This is a genomic window from Streptomyces sp. NPDC094032, from assembly GCF_040303965.1.
Classification (GTDB): domain Bacteria; phylum Actinomycetota; class Actinomycetes; order Streptomycetales; family Streptomycetaceae; genus Streptomyces.
The window spans coordinates 348,457-371,646 of the sequence record NZ_JBEOUE010000002.1; the positions used below are offsets into that span (position 1 = coordinate 348,457).

The window sequence follows — 23,190 nt, forward strand, 5'->3', positions numbered from 1 at the left end:
CAAGCGTGAACGACGGCTACGGGGGCGGCACATGAGGATCGGCGAACTCGCGCGACGGGCCGGGGTGAGCGAGCGTTCCCTGCGTTATTACGAGCAGCAGGGCCTCCTCCGCTCCGAGCGCACCCCCGGCGGCCACCGCGCCTACGGGGACTGGGCCGTCGACCGCGTGATCCGCATCCAGGCCCTGTACGCGGCCGGCCTGAGCAGCAAGAAGATCGCGGTCCTGCTCCCGTGCATGCGGGACGCCGACGGCGGCCCGACCGCGCTCACCACCGCCGGTCTCGTCGACGAGCTCGTCGTCGAGCGCGACCGCATCGACCGCATGATCCTGGACCTCGTCCGGTCCCGTGACGTCCTGGACGAGGTCATCGACGCGGCGACCGTCAGGGCGTGACGACGCCCGCCCGCGCCAGGATCTCCGGCGCGGCCTCGGCGAGCGTCGCGAAGTGCCGCTGCGAGCCCTCCGCCGCCTCCGCCGTGTTGACCGTCCACACCGTCATCCCGGCCGCCCGCCCCGACCGCACGCCCGAAGGGGCGTCCTCGATCACCAGGCACTCGGCCGGGTCCGCGCCAAGCAGCTCCGCCGCCCGCAGATACGGCACGGGCGACGGCTTGCCCTCGCTCACCGACGCCGCGTCCACGACCAGCTCCGGCACGGGCAGCCCGGTCCGCTCGAACCGCCCGCGCACCCGGTGCGCGTAGTTCGAGGTCACCAGACCCCACCGCCCCTCCGGCAGCGCGGCCAGCAGCTCGGCCGCGCCGTCGAAGGCGGAGTACGTCCCCGTCCGTACGTCCTCGTCCTCCAGCGCGTGCAGGAGGGCGAGGCACGTCTCCGGGTCCTCGCCGGGCGCCACGGTCGCGAACGTCTCCACCGGCCGCGTCCGCAGCGCCACCGCGTACACCTCGTCCCCGTCGAGCCCGTACCGCGCGGCCCACTCGTGCCAGACGCGCCGCTGGTTGGCGACGGCGTCCATAAGGGTGCCGTCCACGTCGAAGAGAACGAAGTCGTTGCTGGTCACGCGCCAGATGCTACGTCCAGGAACGCGGACCAGGAGGAGGGGGCCACGGCGAGCTGGGGGCCGTGGGGGTTCTTGGAGTCGCGGACGTGGATGGTGGTGGGGTGAGCGGCCACCTCGACGCAGTTGCCGCCCTCGCCGCCGCTGTAGCTCGACTTGCGCCAGTCGAAGGCGATCTCGACGCACTCGCCGCCCTCGCCGCCGCTGTAGCTGCTCTTGAACCAGGTCAGATCCGCGGTGCTCATAGCTCTCCCAGCGTCTTCTCGATCAAGTCCAGGGACTCTTGAGGCGTGAGTGCCTGTGCCCGGATGATCCCATAGCGCTCGGTGTACTGGCGTACCTCTTCCGGGTCGGTGATCAGGCGGGCGTGGCTGTAGCTCTCGATGTACGCCACTTCGCGTCGGCCCTTGGGCGTGAGGAGGGTGAACGCACCCTCCAGGCCCGGGTGTTCCCGGCAGCTGAAGGGCAGGATCTGGAGGTGCACGGTCCGCAGTTGGGCGACTTCGATCAGACGGCGGAGCTGCTCACGGAAGGCGTCCCGGCCGCACAGCGGGCGGCGCAAGACGCTCTCCTCGATGACGAAGCTCATCGTCGGAGCGGGCCACTTCTCGAAGATCGACTGCCGAGAGATCCGGTCGGAGATGCGCTTCTCCAGCGTCACCTCGTCGTACAGCGGGCGACGGTGGCGGAACACGGTCTCCGCGTAGGGCCGCGTCTGCAAGATGCCAGGCACTGCCTGCACCTCGTAGTAGTGCAGCGCCAGGGCCTTCGCCTCCTCGTCGGCGAAGTCACGGAACCAGTCCGGATGCCGCACCCGCGCCCGCGCCAACGCCTCCCGCACGTCGTCCACGGCGGCAATGAGGATGCCCTCCGCATCCAGGATCGGGTCCGCAAGGATCAGGAAGTCCGGCTGCGGGGTCCGTACACCCCGCTCGATGGCGGAGACCAGGTCCTCACTACAGTGCGTAGCCCCCGCCAGCTCCACCTGACTCAGGCCCGCGTTCTTGCGCAGCACCTTGATGATTTTGCCCAGCGCCTTGAACAAGTACGCCGTACCGTCTACTTCGGAGGGCCTTTCCGGCCGCTCCTCTTCGTTCCCCGACATTCGTACCGCCTTCTGGCGTGCTCGTACCGCTACTCAGCGTCGTGGTGAAGCCCCTGGTCACAGTAGGGCTGAGAGCCCAGGCTCGGTGGCATGAAGACGGAATTGACCCCACCGACCACCCCTTCCGGTGACTTCGGTGGCGAGTTCTCGCAACGCTTCTCCGCTACGCGCCGGGGCGCACGCCTGGCGCGCTTGCTGGCGGTGCAGCAGTTGCGGGACTGGGGTGTGACGGCGACGGACGCGGCGGAGCTGGTGGTCGCCGAACTGGCGAGCAACGCGGTGACGCACGGCCGCGTGCAGGGGAGGGACTTCGAGCTGCGGGTGACGCTCGCGGTCGACCACGTGCGGGTCGAGGTCTCGGACGCCCGGGGTGAGCGGGCGCCCGAGCCGGACCCGTACCCGGACGAACACGGGTACGGGCTCCATCTGGTCGACGCGCTGGCCACGGCGTGGGGGGTGAAGGGCCGTAGCGTCGGCAAGACGGTGTGGGCGACGGTCAGCCGGCCGCGATCTCGTTGACGAGCCAGGAGCCGAGCTCTTCGGTCATCGTGGTGTGGCCCTCGTTGGCGCTGGCGCACAGGAAGTCGTCCAGCTCGCTCGCCTCGCGGTCGATCGGGGCGTAGAGGGCCTTCGGGTCGTCGATGTCGCCGACGGCGACGGCGCTGCGGGTGGGGATGAAGCAGGACGTGGTGATGATGTCCGGGTCCACCGTGTCGCCGAGGAGGGACATGAGGAGGGCGGCGAGGCCGAAGCTGCCGGTGTCGCCGAGGGGGGTCTTGAAGGTGAAGATGCCGCCCGGCGCGCCGTCGATGTCGGGCAGGCCGCTGGTGCGGACCTCGGTGACCGGCTCGCCCTTCTTCTGGAGGCGGGCGACGAGCTGGTCGCCCTGCTCCTGGATCTTGAGCCAGGTGTCGCTGAAGTTCTCGCCGTCGCCGCGCACCGCGACGGCGCCGGGCGCGATGCCGTTGCCGACGCCGGTGTCCACGCCGTTGGCGACACCGATCTTGCGCGGACGCTGGGGCCAGCCGCCGAGGGCCTCCAGCTCCTGGAGGAACTCGACGCGCTCCTGCGCGGGCTCGGCGGTGGCGTCGGCCGAGGAGAGGTGCCAGCGGGCCATCTGCTTGGCGGCGGGGCTGTTGAGCAGGTGGGCGAGCAGCTGGATGAAGGAGCCGTTGGCCTCGTCGTCGCCCCAGTGCTCGGCCGCGTAGTGGGTGAACGCCTGGAGGGCGACGGGGAACCAGCCGCCGGTGTGGGGCGAGTCGAAGGAGAGGTAGAGGCGGGTCTCGTGGTCGCCGAGGCTGGGGTTCTGCTCCATCTTGGCGAGCGCGTAGCGGGTGACGATGCCGCCCATGCTGAAGCCGCCGACGACCAGCGGGGCCTGCCCGATCCGCTCGGCCTTGGCCCGCTGGATGCAGTCGATGACGGTCTCGGCGTTCTCCGTGATGGAGGCGGTCCGGTTGTCGTAGCCGAGGATGATCACGTCGCGGCCGGTGGCGTGGAGTTCGGTGATGAAGCGGTACTTGCCGTTCTCCTCCAGACCGGCCCAGAGCTGGTCCAGGTTGCTGGCGCCCGCCGAGAAGCCGTCGGAGAGGATCACGGGGCGCACGAGCTGCCTGCGGTTCAGCGGGCTGTGGTACACCCAGGCCGTTCCGCCGGAGAGGGGCCAGATGTCGCCCGGGTCGGGCGCCTCGGCGTTGGGGGCGACGCGGTCCTTCGGGGCGACCGATCCCCAGATGTCGACGACAGAGGTGGACATGCTCAGTTGACTCCTTGCGTGGGCGTGGATGCGACGCCGGGAATCCTCACAGCCCGGCGTCGGCCGCTATCCGTCCCGACCTCGGGCAAACCACCCGTCCGAGTGAACGATTGTCCGGTTCTCGCGCGGTGACGTTTCTGTGGTGAATGCGCTACGCCTGGAGAGTGAGTAAAGCGCTCGTATGCCGATCTTCCGCGAACTCTCAGGAAATCATCAGGTTTTGGCAAAGGGGCGTCGTGTTGCGGTGGCCCCGCGCCCCTTCCGTGATCCCCGAGATGAGCAGGAGTCAGATCGTGACCAGCTACGGAAACCGGCTGCGCGAGCAGATCGCCGCGCCCGGCACCACGCCCCTGATCGGCGTGTACGACATGTACTCGGCGTCGGTCTCCGCCGACCACTACGACGGGATGTTCGTCTCCGGGTTCGGCTTCGCCGCCTCGTACTACGGGCTGCCGGACATCGGGTTCATCGCCTGGCCGGACATGGTCGCCTTCGTGGAGCGGCTGCGCGGCGCGTTCCCGCAGCAGCACCTCCTGGTGGACATCGACGACGGTTACGTGGACCCCGAGGTGGCGTGCCACGTCGTGGAGCGGCTGGAGCGGATCGGGGCGTCCGGGGTGATCCTGGAGGACCAGAAGCGGCCCCGGCGGTGCGGGCACGCGGACGGGAAGCAGGTGCTGCCGCTGGACGAGTACCTGGCGAAGCTGGAGATGGTCCTGGCGACCCGGCGGGACCTGGTCGTGGTGGCCCGTACGGACGCGACGGACGAGGCGGACATCCTGCACCGGGCGAAGAGCCTGGCGGCGACCGACGCGGACGTGGTCCTCGTGGACGGCGTACGGAGCGTGGAGTGGATCCGGCGGATCCGGGACGTCGTCGGCGACAAGCCGCTGCTCTTCAACCAGATCGCGGGCGGCAAGTCCCCGCGGCTCTCGCTCGGCGAGCTCTCGGAGCTCGGCGTGGACGTGGCGATCTACAGCACCCCGTGCCTCTTCGCGGCGCACCGGGCGATGGACTCGGCGCTCGCGGAGCTGAAGCGGGCCGACGGGCGCCTGCCGTCCTTCGACCCGGTGGACGGCGTGGGTGTCGCCGCCTCGACCCGGCTCCTTGAACGGAACATCGCCCGCCACCACGAGGACGCTCCCGCGCGGGTGGGGGTGTGAGGTCGGTCAAGGCGCTGGGCCTGGCCGCCGTGCTCCTCGCGGCGGCCGCCGCGCCCGCTTCGGCCGGCAGCCTGATCACCGTCATCGACAACTCGGAGGCCGACTCGATCCTGGAGGTCGACCGGGCCGCCAACTTCCAGCTCGGCGGCCAGGGCACGGTCGGCAGCGACCACGACGGCAGCGCGGTCGACGCGATCCAGGCCCTGATGGGGGCCGTCGGGGGCGACGAGGACTGACGGGACGTACGAACGGCCGGACACCGCCCTCGTGGTGTCCGGCCGCTCCGTCACGTCGTACGGGGGATCAGTCCTCCGTCAGATCCGCCTTGCCGTCCTCGCCGATCTCGATCGGCTCCGGCCCGTCCGCGAAGTGATGCGTGACGACGGACCCGGAGGCATCGGCGGCCTCGGGGGCGGCCTGCGCCGTCTGCGCGGCGAAGCCGAGGGCCGCGCCGGTCAGGGTCAGGGCGCTGACGAGTACGCGGGGGATGGTGGTGAGGTTCATGCCCGGGCAACGGTCGCGGAGCGTGATGGGTCACGGAAGGTGACCCTGGAGAGGGAGGGGCGCCCGGCCCGGCCGCGCGCGCCCTTCAGCGCCGCTCCACCACTCCCCGTACGTAAGATGCCTGCCCCGCATGCTGGTTGTCGTCCGTGAGGACGCTGTTCAGGCGCACGCCCAGGGTCACCGGTGGGTCCCAGCGGGTGTCGACGACCCGGTCGAGGTCGGCGTTGGTGACGGAGCCGACGTGGGCGACCGTGCGGGCGTGGACGGCGTCGTAATAGGCGAGGAGGAGGGCGCCCGGAACGCGGACGGCGGCGACCTGCTCCCGGCTGTGACCGTACCCGGTGTCCCCCTCGGGAAAGGGCAGCCCGAACCGCGCCGCCCACCCCTCGCCGCTCCAGATCTGCTCCGTACCGAAGGCGTCGGCGATGTGGTCGTCCTGGATCCGGGTCAGATGCCACACGAGCCAGGCGATCGAGTTGGCGTCGGCGTCGATCCGTACGGCCAGATCGTCGTCCGACAGCCCCTCGACGGCCTCGTGCACGGTCTCCTGGACCCGGGCGAACGCGTCAAGGAGCAGGTCGGCGCTTTTCATGGGGCCAGGTTTCCCGCTCCGGCCCGCTCCGAGCCGTCCCTGATCGGCGCCGCCCGGGGATTTCACCCGGACGGCGCCGCTCTCACACGGTGCAGGCCGCGACCTTCTGCGCCGCCGGGAAGTACGCGGCCATGAAACGGGTCAGGGCCTCCTTACGGGCGGCGGCGTCGCCACCCTGCGTACTGAAGCGCTCGGCGCGGGAGACGAAGACCACCTTCTGGCCGCCCACCGCGCACTTCCGTGCCGCACTCACGAGCGTGTCCGTGCCCCGTCCCTCGTCACCGATCCCGACCGCCGTTCCGTGCGGCATCTGCCACTTCCACGTGGCCCGGTAGTCCAGGGCCGGCGGGCCCGCCGTGTTCTCCAGGGCGAGGACCTGCCTGCCGTCCACCGAGACCGCGCAACCGGTGCCGCCGGACGCCGCGTTCGCGCGCGCCACGGCGACCTCCTCGCCCGGGATCAGCAGGGGCTTGAGGAGGACCGGGTCGATGGCCACGTCGCACAGGGCGGTCGGTGTCTCGTATCCCTTCGGGCCTGTCGCCTGCCCCGTCACCTCGGTGCACCCGGCCGCCGTGAGGGCGGCGACCGCGACGAGGACGGTCAGCGCGCCGCGCCTCACGGGGTGCTCGCCGCGCTTGGGCAGCCCAGCGACTTCTGGACGGCGGGCAGATACGCCCCGATGAAGGCGGTGAGGTCCTTGCGCCGTTGTGCCACGTCCTTCGGGGGGTCGCCGGGGAGCTGGGCCTCGACGATCACCTTCCGGTCCGTGCCCTGGTGGCGGCAGGTCGCGGAGGCCAGCGCGCCGCTGTCCGCCACGCGGCCCTGGTCGCCGACGTCGATCGGCGCGGGATGGCCGTACCGCTCCAGCTCGCGCCGTCGCACCTGCGCCGGGTCGGTCTCCGGCGTGGCCAGATCTGTCTGGAGGTACAGCGCCAGCTCGCCGTCGACGGAGACCTTGCAGCGGGAGCTGCCCTTGCCGAGGTCCACCGGATCGGCGGCTACCTTCTCGCCGTCCGGAAGGAGCGGACGGAGGACGTCGGGCGAGACGGCGATTCCGCAGACCTCGCCGGGCACGGCGTACGACGGCGGCTGGGTGCATCCGGCGGCGGTGAGCAGGGCGAGGCCGGCCACGGCGAGCGCGACGCGGCGACGGTTGGTGTGCCGGTGGGTCATCCCTCACCCGCCAGACCGGAGGCGCGCTTGTTGCCGTCGAACGCGGCGCCGTTGATGTCGCTGGTCAGCGTGTACCTGTTCTGGGCGGCCTTCTCGTCGGGGTTGGCCGCGATCCACGCGTCCGCGAGCGCCTGGAGCTGCCGCTCACGGGCGGTGAAGGTGTCCCCGTTCATCCGGGCGGTCTCGTGGTTGATCCTGGCCTGCTCGTCCAGCTGCCACTGGTAGGCGAGCGCGTCGACGCCGCGCTGTGCGGCGTCGCCCACGACGGGGATGAAGTTCGCGGCCCCGCCGAAGCCGTGGTACAGCCACTTGGCCTTCCAGCTGGGGTCCTCCTTGTCGGTCTGGAGGGCCTGGTAGCGCGCCTCCTCCAGGAATCCGACCGTGGCGCCGGCGCGCAGCAGGGTCTCCCGCTGGTCGGACGGCACACCCGTGTTGATGTCGCTCAGCATCTCCCGGTTCATGGCCTCGTTGAGCATGCCGTACGCGTCCTGGTCGCGGGACACCTGCTTGCTGACCTCCAGCAGGGCCTTGCGGTCCAGCATCCTCGGGTCGTTGGACTGGTCGGCCAAGGTGCTCGCCGAATGGTGCACCACGTCGCTGTGCCGGGAGAGCACCTTCGCCATGTCGTCGCGCATCTCCGACGGCATGTCGTCGCCGCGGGCCGACAGGTACGTCAGGGAGCGGTCCAGGACCTGGCGGTGTTCCGGGGTGAGGTCGACCTGTGGGGCGGTCGGGTCGTTCGGGTTCATGCCGGTCGCGGCGGCGGCCAGGGCGGCGCCGGTGGCGTCCCACGCGCCGTTGCCGTCCTTGCGGTCCAGGGGGGTGTCGTCGAAGGTGCGCCGGTCGCCCAGGACGTACTTGGCGTTGTCGTCGGGCTGGGTTGCGTTGAAGAACTCCGTGGCCGCGTCCGGGCTGGCGGCCAGGCCCTTCATGAAGCCGGTCATCGGGTCGCGGCCGAAGTCCTCGCCGATGAAGTTCATCACCGGTGTCGGCGGCGTGCCCGAGTTCCAGTAGTGGTCGGGCATCTTCATCTTCTTCTCGGTCGCGACGAGCGCGTTGCCGTAGTCGTTGAGGAAGCGGTCGTCCCAGTTGCCGGTGCGCATGAGGTTGCTCATGAGCTGGTAGCCGTAGACCTGGCTGCCGCGCGTCTGGATGCGCTCCTCGCCCAGCTTCACCATGTCGTTCTCCCACGTGCGCATCGCGGGGCTGTCCGATTGCGTCGCGCCGGCCAGCACCAGGGAGAGGTTCTGCTGGAAGTCGCCCAGCTGGTCGAAGCGGGCGCGCTGGAGGTTGCCGCCGTCCGACGGGTCGGAGAGGTCCGCCCAGAAGTCGAGCACACCGCGCGGGCCGAGGGTGGTCGCCAGCGTCTCCTGGAAGAGCCGGTCGTCCTTGTACGCGGCCAGGTCCTTGTTGAGCTGGTCGAACTCCGCCGGGGACAGGTCGTCGCCCTTGGTCTTCAGCAGGTTCGCGATCCGCTCCGCGTCCTTCATCGCCTGCGCGGCCCGGTCCCGGTCGTAGTACGCCGCGTCCGAGAAGCCGTACGGGGTCTGGCTCACCAGCATCGTCAGCGCCTGCGCGGCGGTGGAGTCGCTCTCGGTGGCCTGCTGGAGGATCTTCTGCACCTCGTTGCGCAGATTGATCGCGTCCGCCTCGGTGTGCTCCGGCACCGTCGTGCCCTTGGCCGCCCGGTCGGGGTGGATGTTCATGGTGACGGTGAAGCCGCCGTCACCCGTGCCGATCACCGTCAGATTGCGGGTGAGCGCCTGCCGGATCGTCTCGTCGAGCTGCTTCTTGAAGCCGTCGAGCTCGCCGTGGGTGTCGCGGAGGATGTTGGCGATGCTGGTCGCCTGGGTGGCGGCGTCGGCGAACTCCTTGGCCGTCTTGCCGATGAACTCCCGCGTGACGGTGGCGTTCACGCCCTTCCAGTCGGCCTTCTGCGCCTTCCCGCCGAGGTTGTCGCGGGCGTCCGACTCCAGCTCCCACAGCTTCTTCGCCATGGCGTCCCAGTCACCGGCGGCCGTGCCCAGCTTGGAGAAGTCGGCGAACCTGAGTGCGTCGAGATCCATCAGTGGCCCGCCCTCTCCTCGAAGCCCTTGTCGAGCTGCTCGTACCTGAAGCGGGTGGCGATCCAGTGCTCGTCCTCCGCGTGCGTCTTCTGCGAGTACTCCAGGTGGTTGGAGATGTGGGCGCACGCGTCCAGCAGGGTGTTCACCTGCTCGTTCCACTTGTCGGCCACCGTCGTCAGCGCCGGGCCGAGCGCGAACTCCGCCTTCATCGCGGCGCCCGCCGCCTGCGTGCTGGCCTTCGCGTGGTCGCCCTCGGTGCCGAGCCGCGTGTGCAGCTTGAAGGCGGCGTCGCCGACGGCCGCCAGATCCGTCTGCTCGACCCTCAGGTCGCCGCTCTGGACGGAGCCGCCGTCGCCGTCGATGTCGACGCGGGCGGCGTGGGCGAGCTGCATCGCCGCCTGGTCCTCCCGCGCGCCCGACCTGATGCCGGCCCATTCGTCGTCGAATGACACAAGACCCCCGTGTGGTTTCACGTACCGGTGTACGGCGTACGGATGTACGTCAGCTTGCTCTCTCGTAGTGATAGCCCTCGCCGTGGGCCGGTCCCACGTCATGGCGCAGCCCGGTCGGCGTGGCGAGGGCGAAGTAGGACGGGTCGTCGTCCTGGCAGAGGCTGTTGGAGCGGGCCCGGTCCATGACGGCGGTCCCCAGGTTGATCCGGCTGCCGCCGTCGGTGATGGAGATCAGCTTGGCGACGTGCTCGCAGTGCAGGCCGCTCTGGGAGTCCATGACCATCTTGGCGGCGATCTGGCCGGGGGCGACGCGGTAGATGTAGACGGTGCCCGGCTGGTCGATGTTGAACTGGGCGGTGTACTTCCAGGTGCCGACGAAGGCGGACGGGATCCGGTTGTCGGTGGTGGCGGGGGGCTTGGGCTTGGGCTTGGGGGCGGTGGTGGTGGCGGGCGGCCGGGTGGTCGTCCCGCCGGAGCCGCCGGTCGTCGTCGAGGACCCGCCGCCGGAGGTGACCGTACCGCCGGAGGAGGAGCCACCGCCGACGGCTCCGCCGGAGGACGAGGAGCCCCCGCCCCCGCCGACGGCTCCGCCCGCGCCCGCCGCGCCGCCCGGCGGCGGGACGGCCTGGGTCGGGGCAGGGCCCGTACCCGTGCTCGCGCCTGTGGAGGGGGCGCCGGTCGACGGGCCGCCCGTGGTGGTGGTGGCGGGCGGCGCCGTGGTGCTCGTGCCGGGCGCGCCCTGGAGGTCGCGGGTCCCGGGGTCGTTGTCGATGAGCTTGACCACGGTGCCGCTGACGCCGAGGACGACGAAGACGGCGGCCACGACGGCCCAGATGCGGGAGGCGCGGCGGGGCTCGCGGGGAGCGGCGGTGGAGCCCCCGGCCTGCGGCCGCAGCCCGAGGGTCCCGGTGTCGGGCGCCCCGTCCTTCTCCGCCGCCTCGGCGTCCCGCGCCTCCTGGGCCAGCTCCTCCGAAAGCGCCTCGATGTCGAGCAGCCGAGCGGCCTGCCGAGCAAGCCGAGCGACGAGCGCGGGCGGCAGCCAGTCCCCACCGGCCAGCGCGTCCGAGGCCTTCCGGCCGCCCTCCGCGCCCGCGCCGCCAGCCGCCTCGGCGCCCCGGGCCGCTTCCGCGCCCGCGCCGCCAGCCGCCTCGGCGCCCTGGGCCTCTTCCGCGCCCGCGCCACCGCCGGCAGCCTCGGCCGCTTCCGCGCCCGCGCCACCGCCGGCAGCCTCGGCCGCTTCCGCGCCCGCGCCACCGCCGGCAGCCTCGGCCGCTTCCGCGCCCGCGCCGCCCTCAGCGCCCCCCGCCTCCCCGCCCGTCAGCGCCGCATCCGCCAGCAGCGCCTCCACCCCCGGCCGGGCCGCCGGGTCCTTGATCAGGCAGCGCCCGATGAAGGCGCGGAGCGGCTCGGACGCGATGCGGTCGAGTTCCGGTTCCGCCTCCACGATCTGGAACATGATCGCGTGCTGGTTGCTGGCGCCGTGGCCGAACGGGAGCCGCCCTGTGGCCGCGTACATCAGGACGCAGCCGAGGGCGAAGACGTCGGCGGCCGGGCCGAGGGAGCCGCCGCGGACCTGCTCGGGGGCCATGAAGCCGGGGGAGCCCACCACCATGCCGGTGCTGGTGAGCAGCGACTCGACGGAGCGCTCCAGGGCGCGCGCGATGCCGAAGTCGATGACCCGGGGGCCCTCGACGGTGAGCATCACGTTGGACGGCTTGAGGTCCCGGTGCAGGATCCCCGCCCCGTGGATGCCCTGGAGCGCGCGGAGCAGCCCGTCGGCGAGGGCGAGGATCGAGTCGGCGGGCAGCGGGCCGTGGTCCCGTACGACCTGTTCCAGGGAGGGCCCGGGGACGAACCCGGTGGCCACCCAGGGGCGTTCGGCCTCGGGGTCGGCGTCGAGGACGGGCGCGGTGTAGTGCTCGCCGACCTTCCGTACCGCCTCGATCTCGCGCCGGAAGCGGGCCCGGAACTGCGGGTCCTGCGCGTGCTCCTCGTGCACGACCTTCACGGCCACGGTCCGCCCGCCCTCGGAGCGGGCCAGGTACACCCGCCCCATGCCGCCGGAGCCGAGCCGCCCGAGGAGCCGGTACGGCCCGATCAGCCGCGGATCGCCGGCGGCGAGCGGCTCCATGCCACTGCCGCCCTTGTCGCGCTTGCCACTCTCGCCGCTCATGCCGGTCTGACTCCCCCTGGTCGTGACAGTGCCCCGTGGTCGGCCGAACGCGCTCAGATTAGATGAGTACGCGTCAAGTGGACGCTCAGGGCACCTACTTGGTTTCCAGGGGCACCGATCCGCACGTTTCCTTTACGGGCGCCCCGCCCGCCACTCCGCCACCGCCGCCTCCACGTCGAACGGCTTCAGGTTCAGCGGCGGTCCCGCCGGAGGCCGGGCGAGGGCCGCGACGATCTTCGCGTTGATCTCGCCCAGGACGCGGCGCACCTGCGTCTCCGAGACGGCGGCGCGCGCCGCCTCCGCCGCGTCCTCGGCCTCCTTGCGCAGGGTCAGCGAGGGCGGGAGCACCGAGGCACCCTCGCGGTGCATCTTCTGCTTGACCCACCACAGCTCGTCGTACGGCGCGGTGTCGTCCTCAAGCGGCTTGCCGAAGCCCTTCAGAGCACTGAACTCCCCGCGCTCCGCGGCCTCGCGGATCTGCTTGTCCACGAACGACTCGAAGCTGACACCGGGCGGTTTGCGTTCGGTCATGTGTCCACAATACGTATCCGCCGCATGGACGGATACGGAACGTACGCGTCCGCCTACTATCTGCCGCGCCGGGGAAACGGCAGGAGCCCCGCTCGTGCGCTCGACGCGCACGGAGCGGGGCTCCTTGGGTACAGCTCTAGAGGATCACGATCATACGATCGAGGGTTCCTTAGGCCGGGACGACGTTCTCCGCCTGCGGGCCCTTCGGGCCCTGGGTGACGTCGAAGGTCACGGCCTGGTTCTCCTCGAGGGAGCGGAAGCCAGACGCGTTGATCGCGGAGTAGTGGACGAAGACATCCGGGCCGCCGCCTTCCTGGGCAATGAAGCCGAAGCCCTTTTCAGCGTTGAACCACTTCACGGTTCCGGTAGCCATGAGCCCTCCTATGGGCCAAAGGGTCGCCCTGCTCCAGAACCTGCAACCAAGTCTGAAAACTACAAAAGCCTGCGGGTTACATGCTCCGCAGGCTCTGTACTGCAAGGGAAACCGAACTGCAACTTGCGTTGAGCGTAGCACGCAGCGTGGTCGAAGCGATAGAGGGAAAGATCACGTCACCCGCATGTTTGAGTTCGGACGGATGTCCGATCCGGGCCCGGCGCGTGCCCCGGCGATGTCCACCGTGCGAGACGGGTCTAGCCTCGCGATGTGGACAAAGCAATCGACGACCACCAGCGCAGCCGGCCCCGCGTCGGGCACATCCAGTTCCTGAACTGCCTGCCCCTCTACTGGGGCCTGGCGCGGACGGGGACACTCCTCGATCTGGAGCTGACGAAGGACTCCCCGGAGAAGCTCAGCGAGCAGCTGGTGCGGGGCGACCTGGACATCGGCCCGATCACCCTCGTCGAGTACCTCCGCAACGCGGACGAGCTGGTCGCCCTGCCGGACATCGCCGTCGGCTGCGACGGGCCCGTGATGTCCTGCGTGATCGTCTCGCAGCGCCCCCTGGACCAGCTCGACGGGGCGCGGGTGGCGCTCGGCTCCACCTCGCGCACCTCCGTGCGCCTGGCGCAGCTGCTGCTCGCCGAGCGGTACGGGGTGAGCCCGGACTACTACACGTGCCCGCCCGACCTCGGCCTGATGATGCAGGAGGCCGACGCGGCCGTGCTCATCGGGGACGCCGCCCTGCGGGCCTATCTGCACGACGGGCCCCGGCTCGGGCTCCAGGTCCACGACCTGGGGCTGATGTGGAAGGAGTGGACGGGGCTGCCGTTCGTCTTCGCGATCTGGGCGGCCCGCCGGGACTTCCTGGCCCGGGAGCCGGAGACCGTCCACGAGGTGCACCAGGCCTTCCTGGCCTCGCGCGACCTCTCCCTCGAAGAGGTCGCCAAGGTCGCCGAGCAGGCCGCGCGCTGGGAGACCTTCGACGCCGAGGTCCTGGAGAAGTACTTCCGGACGCTCGACTTCCGCTTCGGCCCCGAGCAGCTCGCCGGCGTGCGCGAGTTCGCCCGCAGGACCGGCCCGACGACCGGTTTCCCCGCGGACGTACGGGTGGAGCTGCTCGGAACGCCCTGATCAGGGGCGCGTCGGACGGTCGGACGGTCAGACGGACGACGGGATCGGGCCCTGGATCCGCGCGCTGATCCAGGCCATCGTCCCGTCGTCCATGCCCCGCATGTAGGAGCGGGCGTTGTGCTCGCCGTCCTGGATGATCTCGATCCGGGTCTTGACCGGACCCTTCGTGTAGTGGCGCATGAAGGACCGGAGGTTCCTGAGCCCCGATTCCTTGGTGCCGATCTGGAAGGCCACGAACACCTCGTTCGCCGGGATGTCGGGCTTCAGGCCGAGGGCGGCGGCCAGCTTCTCCGGGTTGTTCTCCTGCTGCTCCTTCTCGTACCCCTTCCACAGCGGGGAGTCCGGAACGGTGTCGGGCCCGGAGGCGATCACGGCCTTGAACTTGTCGGGTTTCTGGAGCACCGACTTCAGTCCGGCGAATCCGCCCGAAGAGGAGCCCATGAAGGCCCAGCCGTCCCGGGACTTGAAGGTGCGGAAATTGGCCCGGACGAAATCGGGCACGTCCTCGGTCAGCCAGGTCCCCATTTTCGGCTGGCCCGGGATATCACTGCCGTCGTAGTAGAACTCGGCGTCCGGGTTGAGAACAGGCATCACGACGATGAACGGCTTGCTCTTTCCCTCGTCCACCCAGCGGCTGATGTGCCCCGGGAGATCGATGCCCTTCCCCGTCCAGTAGTTCGTGGGGAAGCCCTTTCCGCCCGGCAGCGAGATCAGGACGGGAAAGCCGCTGTTCGCGTACTTCGGGTCGAAGTACTGCTTCGGGGCCCATACCCAGACCCGGCCCGTGAATCCGGACTTCTCGCCGTGCAGCTCCGTGACACCGATCTTGGTGCCGTCCGGGAGCGCCCGCTGCTCGGTGAAGGAGGACTCGGGTCCGGTCGGGAACACGGTCTCGGGGGCCGCGGCCCCGGTCCCGCCGGGCTTGTGCCGCTGCACGGCCTGGCGCTGGGCCGGCTTGTCGCTCCTCGGCACGTCGAACGAGATCGGGTCGCCCTCCTCGGAGCAGCCGGCGACCAGCGAGAGGGTGGCGCCCAAGGCCAGGGCGGCCGTGAGGGTCCTGGTGTACTTGCGACGGTTCATGGCGGGGTCTCCGAGTGCGTTTCGGGTCATACGGCGGATTCCGGAAGGGGAGAGGGATCCGGGACCCGATCGGTTGGCTCGGGACCGGCACGAATCCGGCCGAAGGCGCTGGCGTAGGCTGACTCGGTCCGTTCCAGTACGCGCCCGCCCGCGCGTACGCAGCCTCCGAAAGGGACACCCGGTGACCGAGAAGGCCGCACTCCAGTCAGTTCTCGACCGTGCCGCCGCCGGTGGCCGGATCACACCGGAGGAGGCGCTCGACCTCTACCGCTCGGCGCCGCTGCACGCCCTCGGCGCCGCCGCCGACGCCGTGCGCCGCCGCCGGTACGCGGGGACCGAGCACATCGCGACGTACATCATCGAGCGCAACATCAACTACACGAACGTCTGTGTGACGGCGTGCAAGTTCTGCGCGTTCTACGCGGCCCCCAAGGACACCAAGAAGGGCTGGACCCGCGAGCTCGACGACATCCTGCGCCGCTGCGCGGAGACCGTGGAGCTCGGCGGCACCCAGATCATGTTCCAGGGCGGCCACCACCCCGACTTCGGCGTCGAGTACTACGAGAAGCACTTCGCCGCGATCAAGGCCGACTTCCCGCAGCTGGTCATCCACTCCCTCGGCGCCTCCGAGGTCGAGCACATGGCCCGTATCTCCAAGGTCTCCGTGGAGGAGGCCATCACCCGCATCCACGCGGCGGGCCTCGACTCCTTCGCGGGCGCCGGCGCCGAGCTGCTCCCGGCGCGGCCGCGCAAGGCCATCGCCCCGCTGAAGGAGAGCGGCGAGCGCTGGCTGGAGATCATGGAGATCGCGCACAAGCTGGGCGTCGAGTCGACCTCCACGATGCTGATGGGCACCGGCGAGACCAACGCCGAGCGGATCGAGCACCTGCGCATGATCCGCGACGTGCAGGACCGGACGGGTGGCTTCCGGGCCTTCATCCCGTACACCTACCAGCCCGAGAACAACCACCTGAAGGGCCGCACCCAGGCGACCCTCTTCGAGTACCTGCGGATGATCTCCATCGCGCGCCTCTTCCTCGACAACGTGGCGCACATCCAGGGCTCGTGGCTCACCACGGGCAAGGAGATCGGCCAGCTCACCCTGCACTACGGAGCCGACGACCTCGGCTCGATCATGCTGGAGGAGAACGTCGTCTCCTCCGCGGGTGCGAAGCACCGGTCCAATCTGCGCGAGATGATCGACATGATCCGCACCGCGGACCGCGTCCCCGCGCAGCGTTCGACCACCTACGAGCACCTGGTCGTCCACGACGACCCGGCGAACGACCCGGTCGACGAGCGCGTGGCGTCCCACATCTCGTCCATCGCGATCGAGGGCGGCACGGCCCACCCCGAGCTGAAGCTCCTCGACGCCAACTGAGAAACGGCACCGATGCTGACGCTGCACGCCGCCGACGCCTCGCCCGAGCTCGCCGTCCTCGTCGACGGCGCGTTCGTCCGGGCCGTCGGACCGTACGAGGAACTGGCCGAGGCCAACCAGGACGCGCGACTGCGCCGCTGGCCCGGCATCCTCACCCCCGGCCTGCTCAACCCGTACGGCCCCGAGCTGCTCGAAGCGACCTACCACCCGGACCCGCGCGAGGCCGACACGTACGGCACCGAGCCGATCACGGGGGAGCGGGCGCTGGACATCCTGGAGGCCAACCCCATCCGCCGGGGCGCCTCCGCGCGCCGGGGCGTGCAGCGGCTGCTCGCGCACGGCACGGTCGCCATCGGCGGCGAGCTGCGCGACCGGTCCGCCGCGGACGCGGTGCGCCGCGCCGGGCTCGCCGTGGGCCGCCGCCCGCCGAACCTGCCGGGCCCGCCGTCCCTCGCGCCGGTGCCGCTCGTGCTGCTGCCCGCGCCGGTGGCGGGCGGTCCGGCCCGCTTCGCGGTCTTCGACGTGCCCGACCGGGCGGCGCTCGTCCGTCTCGGGCCCGCCACCTGCGTGGCCACGGTCATCGGCGGCCGTCTGGTCTACCGGGCCCGCTGACCGCCGTGGCCCGGACGCCCTGCGACAATGCGGGCGTAACGTCAGCCCGTCAGAGCTCCGTACGAACCAAGCCCGCAGTACGAACCAAGTGAGGCGAACGCCAGTGACCCGCGCCACCCTGGACAAGCAGCCGCACGAAGTCGCCTCGATGTTCGACGACGTGGCGGCGAACTACGACCTCACCAACGACGTCCTGTCGCTCGGCCAGGACCGGCGCTGGCGCAAGGAGGTCGCCAGGGCGGTCGACGCGCGCCCCGCGCAGAAGATCCTGGACCTGGCCGCCGGCACCGCGACCTCCTCGCAGCCGTTCGCGCGCGCCGGGGCGTACGTCGTGCCCTGCGACTTCTCCCTGGGGATGCTGCGGGTCGGCAAGAAGAACCACCCCTGGATGCCGTTCACCGCGGGCGACGGCACCAAGCTGCCGTTCCGCGACGACGTCTTCGACGCCGTCACGATCTCCTTCGGGCTGCGCAACATCCAGGACACCGACCAGGCGCTGCGCGAGCTGTTCCGGGTGACGAAGCCCGGCGGACGGGTCGTCATCTGCGAGTTCTCGCACGCCACCTGGGCCCCGTTCCGCACGGTGTACGAGGAGTACCTGATGCGCGCGCTGCCCCCGGTGGCGCGGGCGGTCTCCTCCAACCCGGACGCGTACGTGTACCTGGCCGAGTCCATCCAGTCCTGGCCCGACCAGCCGACCCTCGCGGGCCTGATGCAGAAGGCCGGCTGGTCGAACGTGGCCTGGCGGAACCTGACCGGCGGGATCGTCGCGATGCACCGCGGCTTCAAGCAGCCGTAGGGCGGGCCCCCAGGGCGATCCCGTGGCGGGGGGTAGCCCTCCGGCCGGGCCTTTCCGGTCCCCCATAGACTGCCCCGGTACGTCCGTACCCGCCCCTACCGTCGAGTCTCCGGGAGAATCCGCCGTGACCGAGCAGCCCCTCTCCGAGCACAGCGCAGACGTGATCGTCGTCGGGGCGGGCCCGGCCGGCTCGACCACCGCGTACTACCTCGCCAAGGCGGGACTGGACGTCCTGCTCCTGGAGAAGACCGCGTTCCCGCGCGAGAAGGTCTGCGGCGACGGTCTGACCCCGCGCGCGACCAAGCAGCTCGTCGCCATGGGGATCGACATCTCCGAAGAGGCCGGCTGGCTCCGCAACAAGGGCCTGCGGATCATCGGCGGCGGCGTCCGGCTCCAGCTCGACTGGCCGGATCTCGCCTCCTACCCGGACTACGGACTGGTCCGCAAGCGCGACGACTTCGACGAGCAGCTGGCCCGCCAGGCCCAGAAGGCCGGCGCCCGGCTCTACGAGCGCTGCAACGTGGGCGCCCCCATCATCGACGACCGCACCGGCCGCATCGTCGGCGTGAACGCCAAGATGGGCGAGGACAAGCGCGAGGTCACCTTCCACGCCCCGCTGGTCGTCGCCGCCGACGGCAACTCCACCCGGCTGTCGCTCGCGATGGGGCTGCACCGGCGCGAGGACCGCCCGATGGGCGTCGCCGTCCGTACGTACTTCACCTCGCCCCGCCACGACGACGACTACCTGGAGTCCTGGCTGGAGCTGTGGGACCGACGCGGCCCCCAGGACCGGCTGCTGCCCGGCTACGGCTGGATCTTCGGCATGGGCGACGGCACCTCCAACGTCGGCCTCGGCATCCTCAACTCCTCCTCCGCCTTCAAGGAGCTGGACTGGCGCGAGGTCCTCAAGGCCTGGTGCGCCTCGATGCCGGAGGACTGGGGCTACACCCCGGAGAACATGACGACGCCGATCCGTGGCGCCGCCCTCCCCATGGCCTTCAACCGCCAGCCGCACTACACCAAGGGCCTGCTGCTCGTCGGCGACGCGGGCGGCCTGGTCAACCCGTTCAACGGCGAGGGCATCGCGTACGCCATGGAGTCCGGCCAGATCGCGGCCGACGTCATCGTCCAGGCGCACGCCCGCGCCACGCCCGCCCAGCGCGAGCTGGCGCTGCACAACTACCCGAAGATCCTCAAGGACACCTACGGCGGCTACTACACGCTGGGCCGCGCCTTCGTGAAGATCATCGGCAACCCGAAGATCATGAAGATCGCGACCCAGCGCGGCCTGACCCACCCGCTCCTGATGAAGTTCACCCTGAAGATGCTGGCCAACCTCACCGACCCGACGGGCGGCGACGCGATGGACCGCATCATCAACGGGCTCTCGAAGGTGGCCCCGAAGGCGTGAACCCGCGCCGGTAGGCGGTCGGGGAGACCCCGACCGCCCGGGTGAAGTGGCGGCGCAGATTCGCCGCCGAACCGAGGCCGCTCTCCTCGCCGATCCGCTCCACGGGCAGATCGGTCGCCTCCAGGAGCGTCTGCGCGCGCGCCACCCGCTGCTCCAGGAGCCACTGGAGCGGGGTGGTGCCGTGGACCTCGCGCACCCGGCGGTGGAAGGTGCGCGGGCTCATCCGCGCCCGGCGCGCCAGCTCGTCCACGGTCAGCGGCTCGCCCAGCCGCTGAAGGGCCCAGGCGAGGGCCGGGCCCAGGGTGTCCGCCTCGTCCGCCGGGAGCGGCGCCTCCACCGACTGCGGGCGGTCGCCCGGCCGGTGGGGCGCGACGACCAGCCGGTCGGCGAGCGCGCCCGCGACGGCCGCGCCGAGCTCCTTGCGCACGAGGTGCAGACACAGGTCGAGGCCCGCGGCGGCGCCCGCGCCGGTCAGCACCGAGCCCTCGTCGGTGTAGAGGACCGACGGGTCGACGTCCACCAGGGGGTGACGGGCGGCCAGCTCGGCCGCGTACGCCCGGTGCAGGGTGGCCCGGCGCCCGTCCAGCAGCCCGGCCGCGGCCAGCACGAAGGCGCCGCTGCACATCGACACCGCCCGCGCCCCGGCCCCCGCCGCCGCGCGCACCGCCGCGACCAGCTCCGGCGGCAGCTCCTGGCGGCCCTCGACGACCGCGTCCGGCACCGACGGCACGATCACGGTGTCCGCGCCGGCCAGGGCGTCCAGGCCGTGCGTCCCGTAGGGGGCGGGGCCGACGGTCCGCAGCTCGTACCAGGGGTCGGCCAGATCGGTGTGCGGCATCCCGAACACCATGGACACGGTGGCCAGTTCGTACACGTCGTACGGGGAGATCCGGCCGTGCTCGTCGGGTACGAGGACGAGGGCGACGACTCCGGGGCTCATGCCCGCGAGCCTATGGCAGGAACCGTGCGCAGGGTGTCGGTCCTGGTCCTGTCGGCCGGTTCTCGCCGTTGAGAGCGTGGAGCCATGAGCACCAAGCGCACTCCAGTGACCGTCATCGGCCTCGGGCAGATGGGCGCCGCCCTCGCGGGCGCCTTCCTCGACGCCGGCCACCCCACCACCGTCCACAACCGCACCCCCGGCAAGGCCGCCCCGCTCGTCGAGCGCGGCGCCGTCCTCGCCCCCACCGTCGCCGAGGCGGTCGCGGCGAGCGAACTCGTCGTGGTCTGCGTCCTCGACTACCCCGCCGTCCGCTCGCTCCTGGGCCCCGTCGCCGAGGAACTGCGCGGCCGGACCGTGGTCAACCTGACCTCCGGCTCGCCCGAGCAGGCCCGCGAGGAGGCCGCCTGGGCCGCCGGGCACGGCATCGGCTACCTCGACGGCGGCATCATGACCACCCCGCCCGGCATCGGCGACCGCTCCAACATGGTCCTGTACGCGGGCTCCCCGGGCCTCCTGGAGCAGCACCGGGCGACCCTGGAACTGCTCGCCGACCCGGTCGACCTGGGCGAGGACGCGGGCCTCGCCTCGCTGTACGACGCCGGTCTGCTGGGCCTGATGTGGTCGATGTTCGGCGGCTGGCTGCACGCCACCGCGCTCACCGGGGCCGACGGGGTGCCGGCGAAGGAGTTCACGGCGGTCGTGGTGCGCTCGCTGCGGACGATGGCCTGGTTCATGACCACGTACGCCGAGCAGATCGACGCGGGGGAGTACCCCGGCGACGACGCGACCCTCGACGTGCACCTGGCGTCCATGGCCCACCTGCTGCACGCGGGCGAGGAGCGCGGGATCGACGACCGGCTGCCCCGGCTGCACCTGGAGATGGTGAAGGAGGCGGTCGCGGCGGGGCACGGCGGGGACAGCTACGCCCGGATCATCGAGACATTCCGGAAGTAACGCCCGTATGCGGAGATGAACGAAGGGCCGTCGCTCCCCCGAGGAGTGACGGCCCTTCACACGTGCGGGTGCTGCGGTCCTGCGATCAGAGGATGCGGACGGCGCCCGAGGGGGTGTCCCAGTCGAGCGAGCGCTCGACGACACCGGTCGACGGGTTCTGCGCGCCGACGTACTTGCCGCCGCCGACGTAGATCGCGACGTGGTACGAGCCGCTGCGGCTGCCCCAGTAGAGGATGTCGCCCGGCTGGAGGTTGCTCAGCGAGACGGAGGTGCCGCGGCTCGACTGGTCGCCGGAGATGCGCGGCAGGTCGATGCCGGCCTGGCGGTAGGCGGCCTGGACGAGGCCGGAGCAGTCCCACGAGTTGGGGCCGGTGCCGCCCATGACGTAGGCGTCGCCGATCTGGGCCTTGGCGAAGGCCACGATCGCGGCGGCGGAGCCGGTGGCGACCTGCGAGCTGCTGCTGCTGGAGGAGGAGCTGCTGCCGACCGAGGAGGAGGAGCCGGACGACGAGGCGGACTTCGCGGCGAGCTGGGTGCGCTGGGCGGTGCGCGAGGCGCGCTCCTGGGCCTCGGCGCGGGCCTTCTCGGCCTTCTCCGCCTCTGCCTTGCGGTCGGCCTCGGCCTTGGCCTTCTTGGCCTCGGAGGCGGCCTTCTTGAGGGCGGCGTCCTCCTGCGCGGCGAGGCTCTGGTCGAGGGCCTCCTGCTGGCTGGCGTCCGCGGAGGCGGAGACGGCGCTGGCGAGGTCGGCGTCGAGCGAGCCCAGGGTGGGCATCTCAAGGGTCGTCTCGGTCACCGGCTCGGCGCTCGCCGGGGCGGCGGCGCCGGCCACGGCGAGGGTGCTGAAGACGCCACCGGCAACTCCGGCTCGGAGAGCCATCTTCGAGGCGCTGCGGCGGGGCTTCCGGTGGCTGGGTATGTGAGCGGTGTGGGACATGGGTACAACCGCTATCAGGGCTTCACGGTTCCCTTCAAGAAACGTGGGTTGCGCCACAGTTACGTACGGAACCGCTGAATCCGCTTCCCTGTCGCCCTTATTGACGCCGTAACGGGCAAATCGGGCATGGCTCAATGCGGGCTTGATCATGGGTTTTCAATGAAAAGTCCGAATTGCCCTGCACTTACCACCTCTTCACCTCGATGGCCAAGCCCCGTTCTTCCTGGCCGGTTCCCGGTGTGGCGCAGGTCACATCCAGGCTCGTGAATGCGCGCACACGTCCACCGCGGTACGCCGGACCCCCCGACCGGGCGACGGGCGCTTCCTTTATCACTCGTACGCGTCTCGTCGCCAATTTGCTTGTACAGCCCATCTCTTGATAGTGCGACACCCCCTCCGACCAGCGTCTTCCGGTGTGGATGTCACATCTGGTGATCACCTGGGCGCTTCGCGTGGCAAGATCACCGCTCATCCGGCTTCATGATCCTTCGTCAGGTGGTGGAGATCACAAAGTCGTTGCTGTACCCCGTGTCGCAGATCACAGAGGGCCGGGCTTAAGATGCGGGGCAGTCGGGCTTGTGAACTGCCTCACATGGGAGCGATCTTCCGTGTCGCGGGGCGGCCCGACCGTGCGGTCCAACGGTCAAGGACGACTGGAAGGAGCGAGGAGCGTGAATGCGTACGCGCCCGTCCTCGTGCTCGGTGCCCTGGGTGCGGGGTTTGCGATCTTCTCCGTGGTCATGGCCACGCTAATCGGGCCAAAGCGGTACAACAGGGCAAAACTTGAGGCCTACGAGTGCGGCATCGAACCGACGCCCACTCCGGCCGGAGGCGGCCGCTTCCCGATCAAGTACTACCTGACGGCGATGCTCTTCATCGTCTTCGACATCGAGATCGTCTTCCTCTACCCCTGGGCGGTCACCTTCGACGCCCTGGGGATTTTCGGGCTCGTGGAGATGCTGCTCTTCGTGCTCACCGTCTTCGTCGCCTACGCCTACGTGTGGCGGCGCGGCGGCCTGGAATGGGACTGAGGGGCTG

The 23,190-nt window shown here is 70.8% G+C and carries 27 protein-coding genes; 11 read left to right on the forward strand and 16 right to left on the reverse strand.

The window, feature by feature from the left end; genetic code table 11:
• Window positions 1-31: 31 nt before the first annotated feature.
• Entirely contained in the window at window positions 32-394 is a 363-nt protein-coding gene (locus ABTZ54_RS04600; protein ID WP_351657167.1) for a MerR family transcriptional regulator, read from the forward strand.
• Here ABTZ54_RS04600 and ABTZ54_RS04605 read toward each other — a convergent pair.
• From ABTZ54_RS04605 to ABTZ54_RS04615, 3 genes are read right to left on the reverse strand one after another with little or no spacing between them, the layout of a single operon-like run.
• Window positions 384-1,019, reverse strand: a complete 636-nt coding sequence (locus ABTZ54_RS04605) for an HAD-IA family hydrolase (RefSeq protein WP_351657168.1) — start codon at window positions 1,017-1,019, stop codon at window positions 384-386. The two genes, ABTZ54_RS04600 and ABTZ54_RS04605, sit on opposite strands and share 11 nt — an antisense overlap.
• Entirely contained in the window at window positions 1,016-1,261 is a 246-nt protein-coding gene (locus tag ABTZ54_RS04610) for a DUF397 domain-containing protein (RefSeq protein ID WP_351657170.1), read from the reverse strand. The genes ABTZ54_RS04605 and ABTZ54_RS04610 overlap by 4 nt, the downstream gene beginning before the upstream one ends.
• A complete protein-coding gene (locus ABTZ54_RS04615; protein WP_351657172.1) occupies window positions 1,258-2,121 on the reverse strand; it encodes a helix-turn-helix domain-containing protein in 864 nt (287 codons plus the stop codon). Before ABTZ54_RS04615 ends, ABTZ54_RS04610 begins: the two co-directional genes overlap by 4 nt.
• Window positions 2,122-2,211: 90 nt before the next feature.
• On the opposite strand from ABTZ54_RS04615, the gene ABTZ54_RS04620 reads away from it, so the two are divergent.
• Window positions 2,212-2,640, forward strand: coding sequence for an ATP-binding protein (locus ABTZ54_RS04620; protein WP_351657173.1), 429 nt, complete (start codon window positions 2,212-2,214; stop codon window positions 2,638-2,640).
• On the opposite strand, the gene ABTZ54_RS04625 is transcribed toward ABTZ54_RS04620, so the two are convergent.
• Complete coding sequence (locus ABTZ54_RS04625) at window positions 2,618-3,877, reverse strand: esterase/lipase family protein (RefSeq protein WP_351657175.1); 1,260 nt, start codon at window positions 3,875-3,877, stop codon at window positions 2,618-2,620. The two genes, ABTZ54_RS04620 and ABTZ54_RS04625, sit on opposite strands and share 23 nt — an antisense overlap.
• Window positions 3,878-4,170: 293 nt before the next feature.
• On the opposite strand from ABTZ54_RS04625, the gene ABTZ54_RS04630 reads away from it, so the two are divergent.
• Window positions 4,171-5,040, forward strand: a complete 870-nt coding sequence (locus ABTZ54_RS04630; RefSeq protein WP_351657176.1) for an isocitrate lyase/PEP mutase family protein — start codon at window positions 4,171-4,173, stop codon at window positions 5,038-5,040.
• Window positions 5,037-5,276, forward strand: a complete 240-nt coding sequence (locus tag ABTZ54_RS04635) for a hypothetical protein (RefSeq protein WP_351657178.1) — start codon at window positions 5,037-5,039, stop codon at window positions 5,274-5,276. The genes ABTZ54_RS04630 and ABTZ54_RS04635 overlap by 4 nt, the downstream gene beginning before the upstream one ends.
• Before the next feature lie 67 nt (window positions 5,277-5,343).
• On the opposite strand, the gene ABTZ54_RS04640 is transcribed toward ABTZ54_RS04635, so the two are convergent.
• The 9 genes from ABTZ54_RS04640 to ABTZ54_RS04680 all read right to left on the reverse strand — a co-directional run bounded on the left by ABTZ54_RS04640 (window position 5,344) and on the right by ABTZ54_RS04680 (window position 12,904).
• Complete coding sequence (locus ABTZ54_RS04640) at window positions 5,344-5,544, reverse strand: hypothetical protein (protein WP_351657180.1); 201 nt, start codon at window positions 5,542-5,544, stop codon at window positions 5,344-5,346.
• Window positions 5,545-5,629: 85 nt separating this feature from the next.
• Entirely contained in the window at window positions 5,630-6,136 is a 507-nt protein-coding gene (locus ABTZ54_RS04645; RefSeq protein ID WP_351657182.1) for a mycothiol transferase, read from the reverse strand.
• A gap of 82 nt (window positions 6,137-6,218) precedes the next feature.
• Entirely contained in the window at window positions 6,219-6,755 is a 537-nt protein-coding gene (locus tag ABTZ54_RS04650) for a hypothetical protein (RefSeq protein ID WP_351657185.1), read from the reverse strand.
• Window positions 6,752-7,309: a hypothetical protein gene (locus tag ABTZ54_RS04655; protein ID WP_351657188.1), complete on the reverse strand. Its 558-nt coding sequence runs from the start codon at window positions 7,307-7,309 to the stop codon at window positions 6,752-6,754. The genes ABTZ54_RS04650 and ABTZ54_RS04655 overlap by 4 nt, the downstream gene beginning before the upstream one ends.
• Window positions 7,306-9,375 carry a hypothetical protein gene (locus tag ABTZ54_RS04660; protein ID WP_351657192.1) on the reverse strand — a complete coding sequence of 690 codons (2,070 nt, stop codon included), beginning with the start codon at window positions 9,373-9,375 and terminating at the stop codon, window positions 7,306-7,308. The genes ABTZ54_RS04655 and ABTZ54_RS04660 overlap by 4 nt, the downstream gene beginning before the upstream one ends.
• On the reverse strand, window positions 9,375-9,827 hold the full coding sequence (locus ABTZ54_RS04665) for a hypothetical protein (RefSeq protein WP_351657194.1): 453 nt from the start codon (window positions 9,825-9,827) through the stop codon (window positions 9,375-9,377). The genes ABTZ54_RS04660 and ABTZ54_RS04665 overlap by 1 nt, the downstream gene beginning before the upstream one ends.
• Before the next feature lie 49 nt (window positions 9,828-9,876).
• Entirely contained in the window at window positions 9,877-12,000 is a 2,124-nt protein-coding gene (locus tag ABTZ54_RS04670; RefSeq protein WP_351657197.1) for a serine/threonine-protein kinase, read from the reverse strand.
• A 132-nt stretch (window positions 12,001-12,132) separates the two neighbouring features.
• The gene (locus ABTZ54_RS04675; RefSeq protein WP_351657199.1) at window positions 12,133-12,531 is read right to left on the reverse strand and encodes a DnaJ family domain-containing protein; all 399 of its coding nucleotides are present in this window, start codon (window positions 12,529-12,531) and stop codon (window positions 12,133-12,135) included.
• 169 nt (window positions 12,532-12,700) lie between these two features.
• Window positions 12,701-12,904, reverse strand: a complete 204-nt coding sequence (locus ABTZ54_RS04680; protein ID WP_351657201.1) for a cold-shock protein — start codon at window positions 12,902-12,904, stop codon at window positions 12,701-12,703.
• A 270-nt stretch (window positions 12,905-13,174) separates the two neighbouring features.
• On the opposite strand from ABTZ54_RS04680, the gene ABTZ54_RS04685 reads away from it, so the two are divergent.
• Window positions 13,175-14,041, forward strand: coding sequence for a menaquinone biosynthetic enzyme MqnA/MqnD family protein (locus ABTZ54_RS04685; RefSeq protein ID WP_351657204.1), 867 nt, complete (start codon window positions 13,175-13,177; stop codon window positions 14,039-14,041).
• A gap of 27 nt (window positions 14,042-14,068) precedes the next feature.
• On the opposite strand, the gene ABTZ54_RS04690 is transcribed toward ABTZ54_RS04685, so the two are convergent.
• Window positions 14,069-15,121 carry an alpha/beta hydrolase gene (locus tag ABTZ54_RS04690; protein ID WP_351657206.1) on the reverse strand — a complete coding sequence of 351 codons (1,053 nt, stop codon included), beginning with the start codon at window positions 15,119-15,121 and terminating at the stop codon, window positions 14,069-14,071.
• A 181-nt stretch (window positions 15,122-15,302) separates the two neighbouring features.
• Here ABTZ54_RS04690 and mqnC point away from each other — a divergent pair, with 181 nt between their 5' ends.
• The 4 genes from mqnC (at window position 15,303) to ABTZ54_RS04710 (ending at window position 19,324) form a co-directional block, all read left to right on the forward strand.
• Window positions 15,303-16,502, forward strand: a complete 1,200-nt coding sequence (gene mqnC, locus ABTZ54_RS04695) for a cyclic dehypoxanthinyl futalosine synthase (protein WP_351657207.1) — start codon at window positions 15,303-15,305, stop codon at window positions 16,500-16,502.
• A gap of 12 nt (window positions 16,503-16,514) precedes the next feature.
• Entirely contained in the window at window positions 16,515-17,114 is a 600-nt protein-coding gene (locus ABTZ54_RS04700; protein WP_351657209.1) for a hypothetical protein, read from the forward strand.
• A gap of 103 nt (window positions 17,115-17,217) precedes the next feature.
• Complete coding sequence (locus ABTZ54_RS04705; RefSeq protein ID WP_351657211.1) at window positions 17,218-17,913, forward strand: demethylmenaquinone methyltransferase; 696 nt, start codon at window positions 17,218-17,220, stop codon at window positions 17,911-17,913.
• 124 nt (window positions 17,914-18,037) lie between these two features.
• A complete protein-coding gene (locus tag ABTZ54_RS04710; protein WP_351657214.1) occupies window positions 18,038-19,324 on the forward strand; it encodes a geranylgeranyl reductase family protein in 1,287 nt (428 codons plus the stop codon).
• Here ABTZ54_RS04710 and ABTZ54_RS04715 read toward each other — a convergent pair.
• On the reverse strand, window positions 19,290-20,264 hold the full coding sequence (locus ABTZ54_RS04715) for a GlxA family transcriptional regulator (protein ID WP_351657218.1): 975 nt from the start codon (window positions 20,262-20,264) through the stop codon (window positions 19,290-19,292). The two genes, ABTZ54_RS04710 and ABTZ54_RS04715, sit on opposite strands and share 35 nt — an antisense overlap.
• A gap of 84 nt (window positions 20,265-20,348) precedes the next feature.
• On the opposite strand from ABTZ54_RS04715, the gene ABTZ54_RS04720 reads away from it, so the two are divergent.
• Entirely contained in the window at window positions 20,349-21,218 is an 870-nt protein-coding gene (locus tag ABTZ54_RS04720; RefSeq protein WP_351657220.1) for an NAD(P)-dependent oxidoreductase, read from the forward strand.
• Window positions 21,219-21,303: 85 nt separating this feature from the next.
• On the opposite strand, the gene ABTZ54_RS04725 is transcribed toward ABTZ54_RS04720, so the two are convergent.
• The gene (locus ABTZ54_RS04725) at window positions 21,304-22,152 is read right to left on the reverse strand and encodes a C40 family peptidase (RefSeq protein WP_351657222.1); all 849 of its coding nucleotides are present in this window, start codon (window positions 22,150-22,152) and stop codon (window positions 21,304-21,306) included.
• Between the two features lie 671 nt (window positions 22,153-22,823).
• Between ABTZ54_RS04725 and ABTZ54_RS04730 the strand changes: the two genes are divergently transcribed.
• Window positions 22,824-23,183 carry an NADH-quinone oxidoreductase subunit A gene (locus tag ABTZ54_RS04730; RefSeq protein WP_053644853.1) on the forward strand — a complete coding sequence of 120 codons (360 nt, stop codon included), beginning with the start codon at window positions 22,824-22,826 and terminating at the stop codon, window positions 23,181-23,183.
• Window positions 23,184-23,190: the final 7 nt, after the last annotated feature.

What these genes read in the sequence shown, in the direction of transcription:
- ABTZ54_RS04600 (WP_351657167.1), top strand. Translation starts at nt 32, where the DNA reads ATGAGGATCGGCGAACTCGCGCGACGGGCCGGGGTGAGCGAGCGTTCC.
- ABTZ54_RS04610 (WP_351657170.1), bottom strand. Translation starts at nt 1,261, where the DNA reads ATGAGCACCGCGGATCTGACCTGGTTCAAGAGCAGCTACAGCGGCGGC.
- ABTZ54_RS04615 (WP_351657172.1), bottom strand. Translation starts at nt 2,121, where the DNA reads ATGTCGGGGAACGAAGAGGAGCGGCCGGAAAGGCCCTCCGAAGTAGAC.
- ABTZ54_RS04620 (WP_351657173.1), top strand. Translation starts at nt 2,212, where the DNA reads ATGAAGACGGAATTGACCCCACCGACCACCCCTTCCGGTGACTTCGGT.
- ABTZ54_RS04625 (WP_351657175.1), bottom strand. Translation starts at nt 3,877, where the DNA reads ATGTCCACCTCTGTCGTCGACATCTGGGGATCGGTCGCCCCGAAGGAC.
- ABTZ54_RS04640 (WP_351657180.1), bottom strand. Translation starts at nt 5,544, where the DNA reads ATGAACCTCACCACCATCCCCCGCGTACTCGTCAGCGCCCTGACCCTG.
- ABTZ54_RS04645 (WP_351657182.1), bottom strand. Translation starts at nt 6,136, where the DNA reads ATGAAAAGCGCCGACCTGCTCCTTGACGCGTTCGCCCGGGTCCAGGAG.
- ABTZ54_RS04655 (WP_351657188.1), bottom strand. Translation starts at nt 7,309, where the DNA reads ATGACCCACCGGCACACCAACCGTCGCCGCGTCGCGCTCGCCGTGGCC.
- ABTZ54_RS04660 (WP_351657192.1), bottom strand. Translation starts at nt 9,375, where the DNA reads ATGGATCTCGACGCACTCAGGTTCGCCGACTTCTCCAAGCTGGGCACG.
- ABTZ54_RS04670 (WP_351657197.1), bottom strand. Translation starts at nt 12,000, where the DNA reads ATGAGCGGCGAGAGTGGCAAGCGCGACAAGGGCGGCAGTGGCATGGAG.
- ABTZ54_RS04675 (WP_351657199.1), bottom strand. Translation starts at nt 12,531, where the DNA reads ATGACCGAACGCAAACCGCCCGGTGTCAGCTTCGAGTCGTTCGTGGAC.
- ABTZ54_RS04680 (WP_351657201.1), bottom strand. Translation starts at nt 12,904, where the DNA reads ATGGCTACCGGAACCGTGAAGTGGTTCAACGCTGAAAAGGGCTTCGGC.
- ABTZ54_RS04690 (WP_351657206.1), bottom strand. Translation starts at nt 15,121, where the DNA reads ATGAACCGTCGCAAGTACACCAGGACCCTCACGGCCGCCCTGGCCTTG.
- ABTZ54_RS04700 (WP_351657209.1), top strand. Translation starts at nt 16,515, where the DNA reads ATGCTGACGCTGCACGCCGCCGACGCCTCGCCCGAGCTCGCCGTCCTC.
- ABTZ54_RS04715 (WP_351657218.1), bottom strand. Translation starts at nt 20,264, where the DNA reads ATGAGCCCCGGAGTCGTCGCCCTCGTCCTCGTACCCGACGAGCACGGC.
- ABTZ54_RS04720 (WP_351657220.1), top strand. Translation starts at nt 20,349, where the DNA reads ATGAGCACCAAGCGCACTCCAGTGACCGTCATCGGCCTCGGGCAGATG.
- ABTZ54_RS04725 (WP_351657222.1), bottom strand. Translation starts at nt 22,152, where the DNA reads ATGTCCCACACCGCTCACATACCCAGCCACCGGAAGCCCCGCCGCAGC.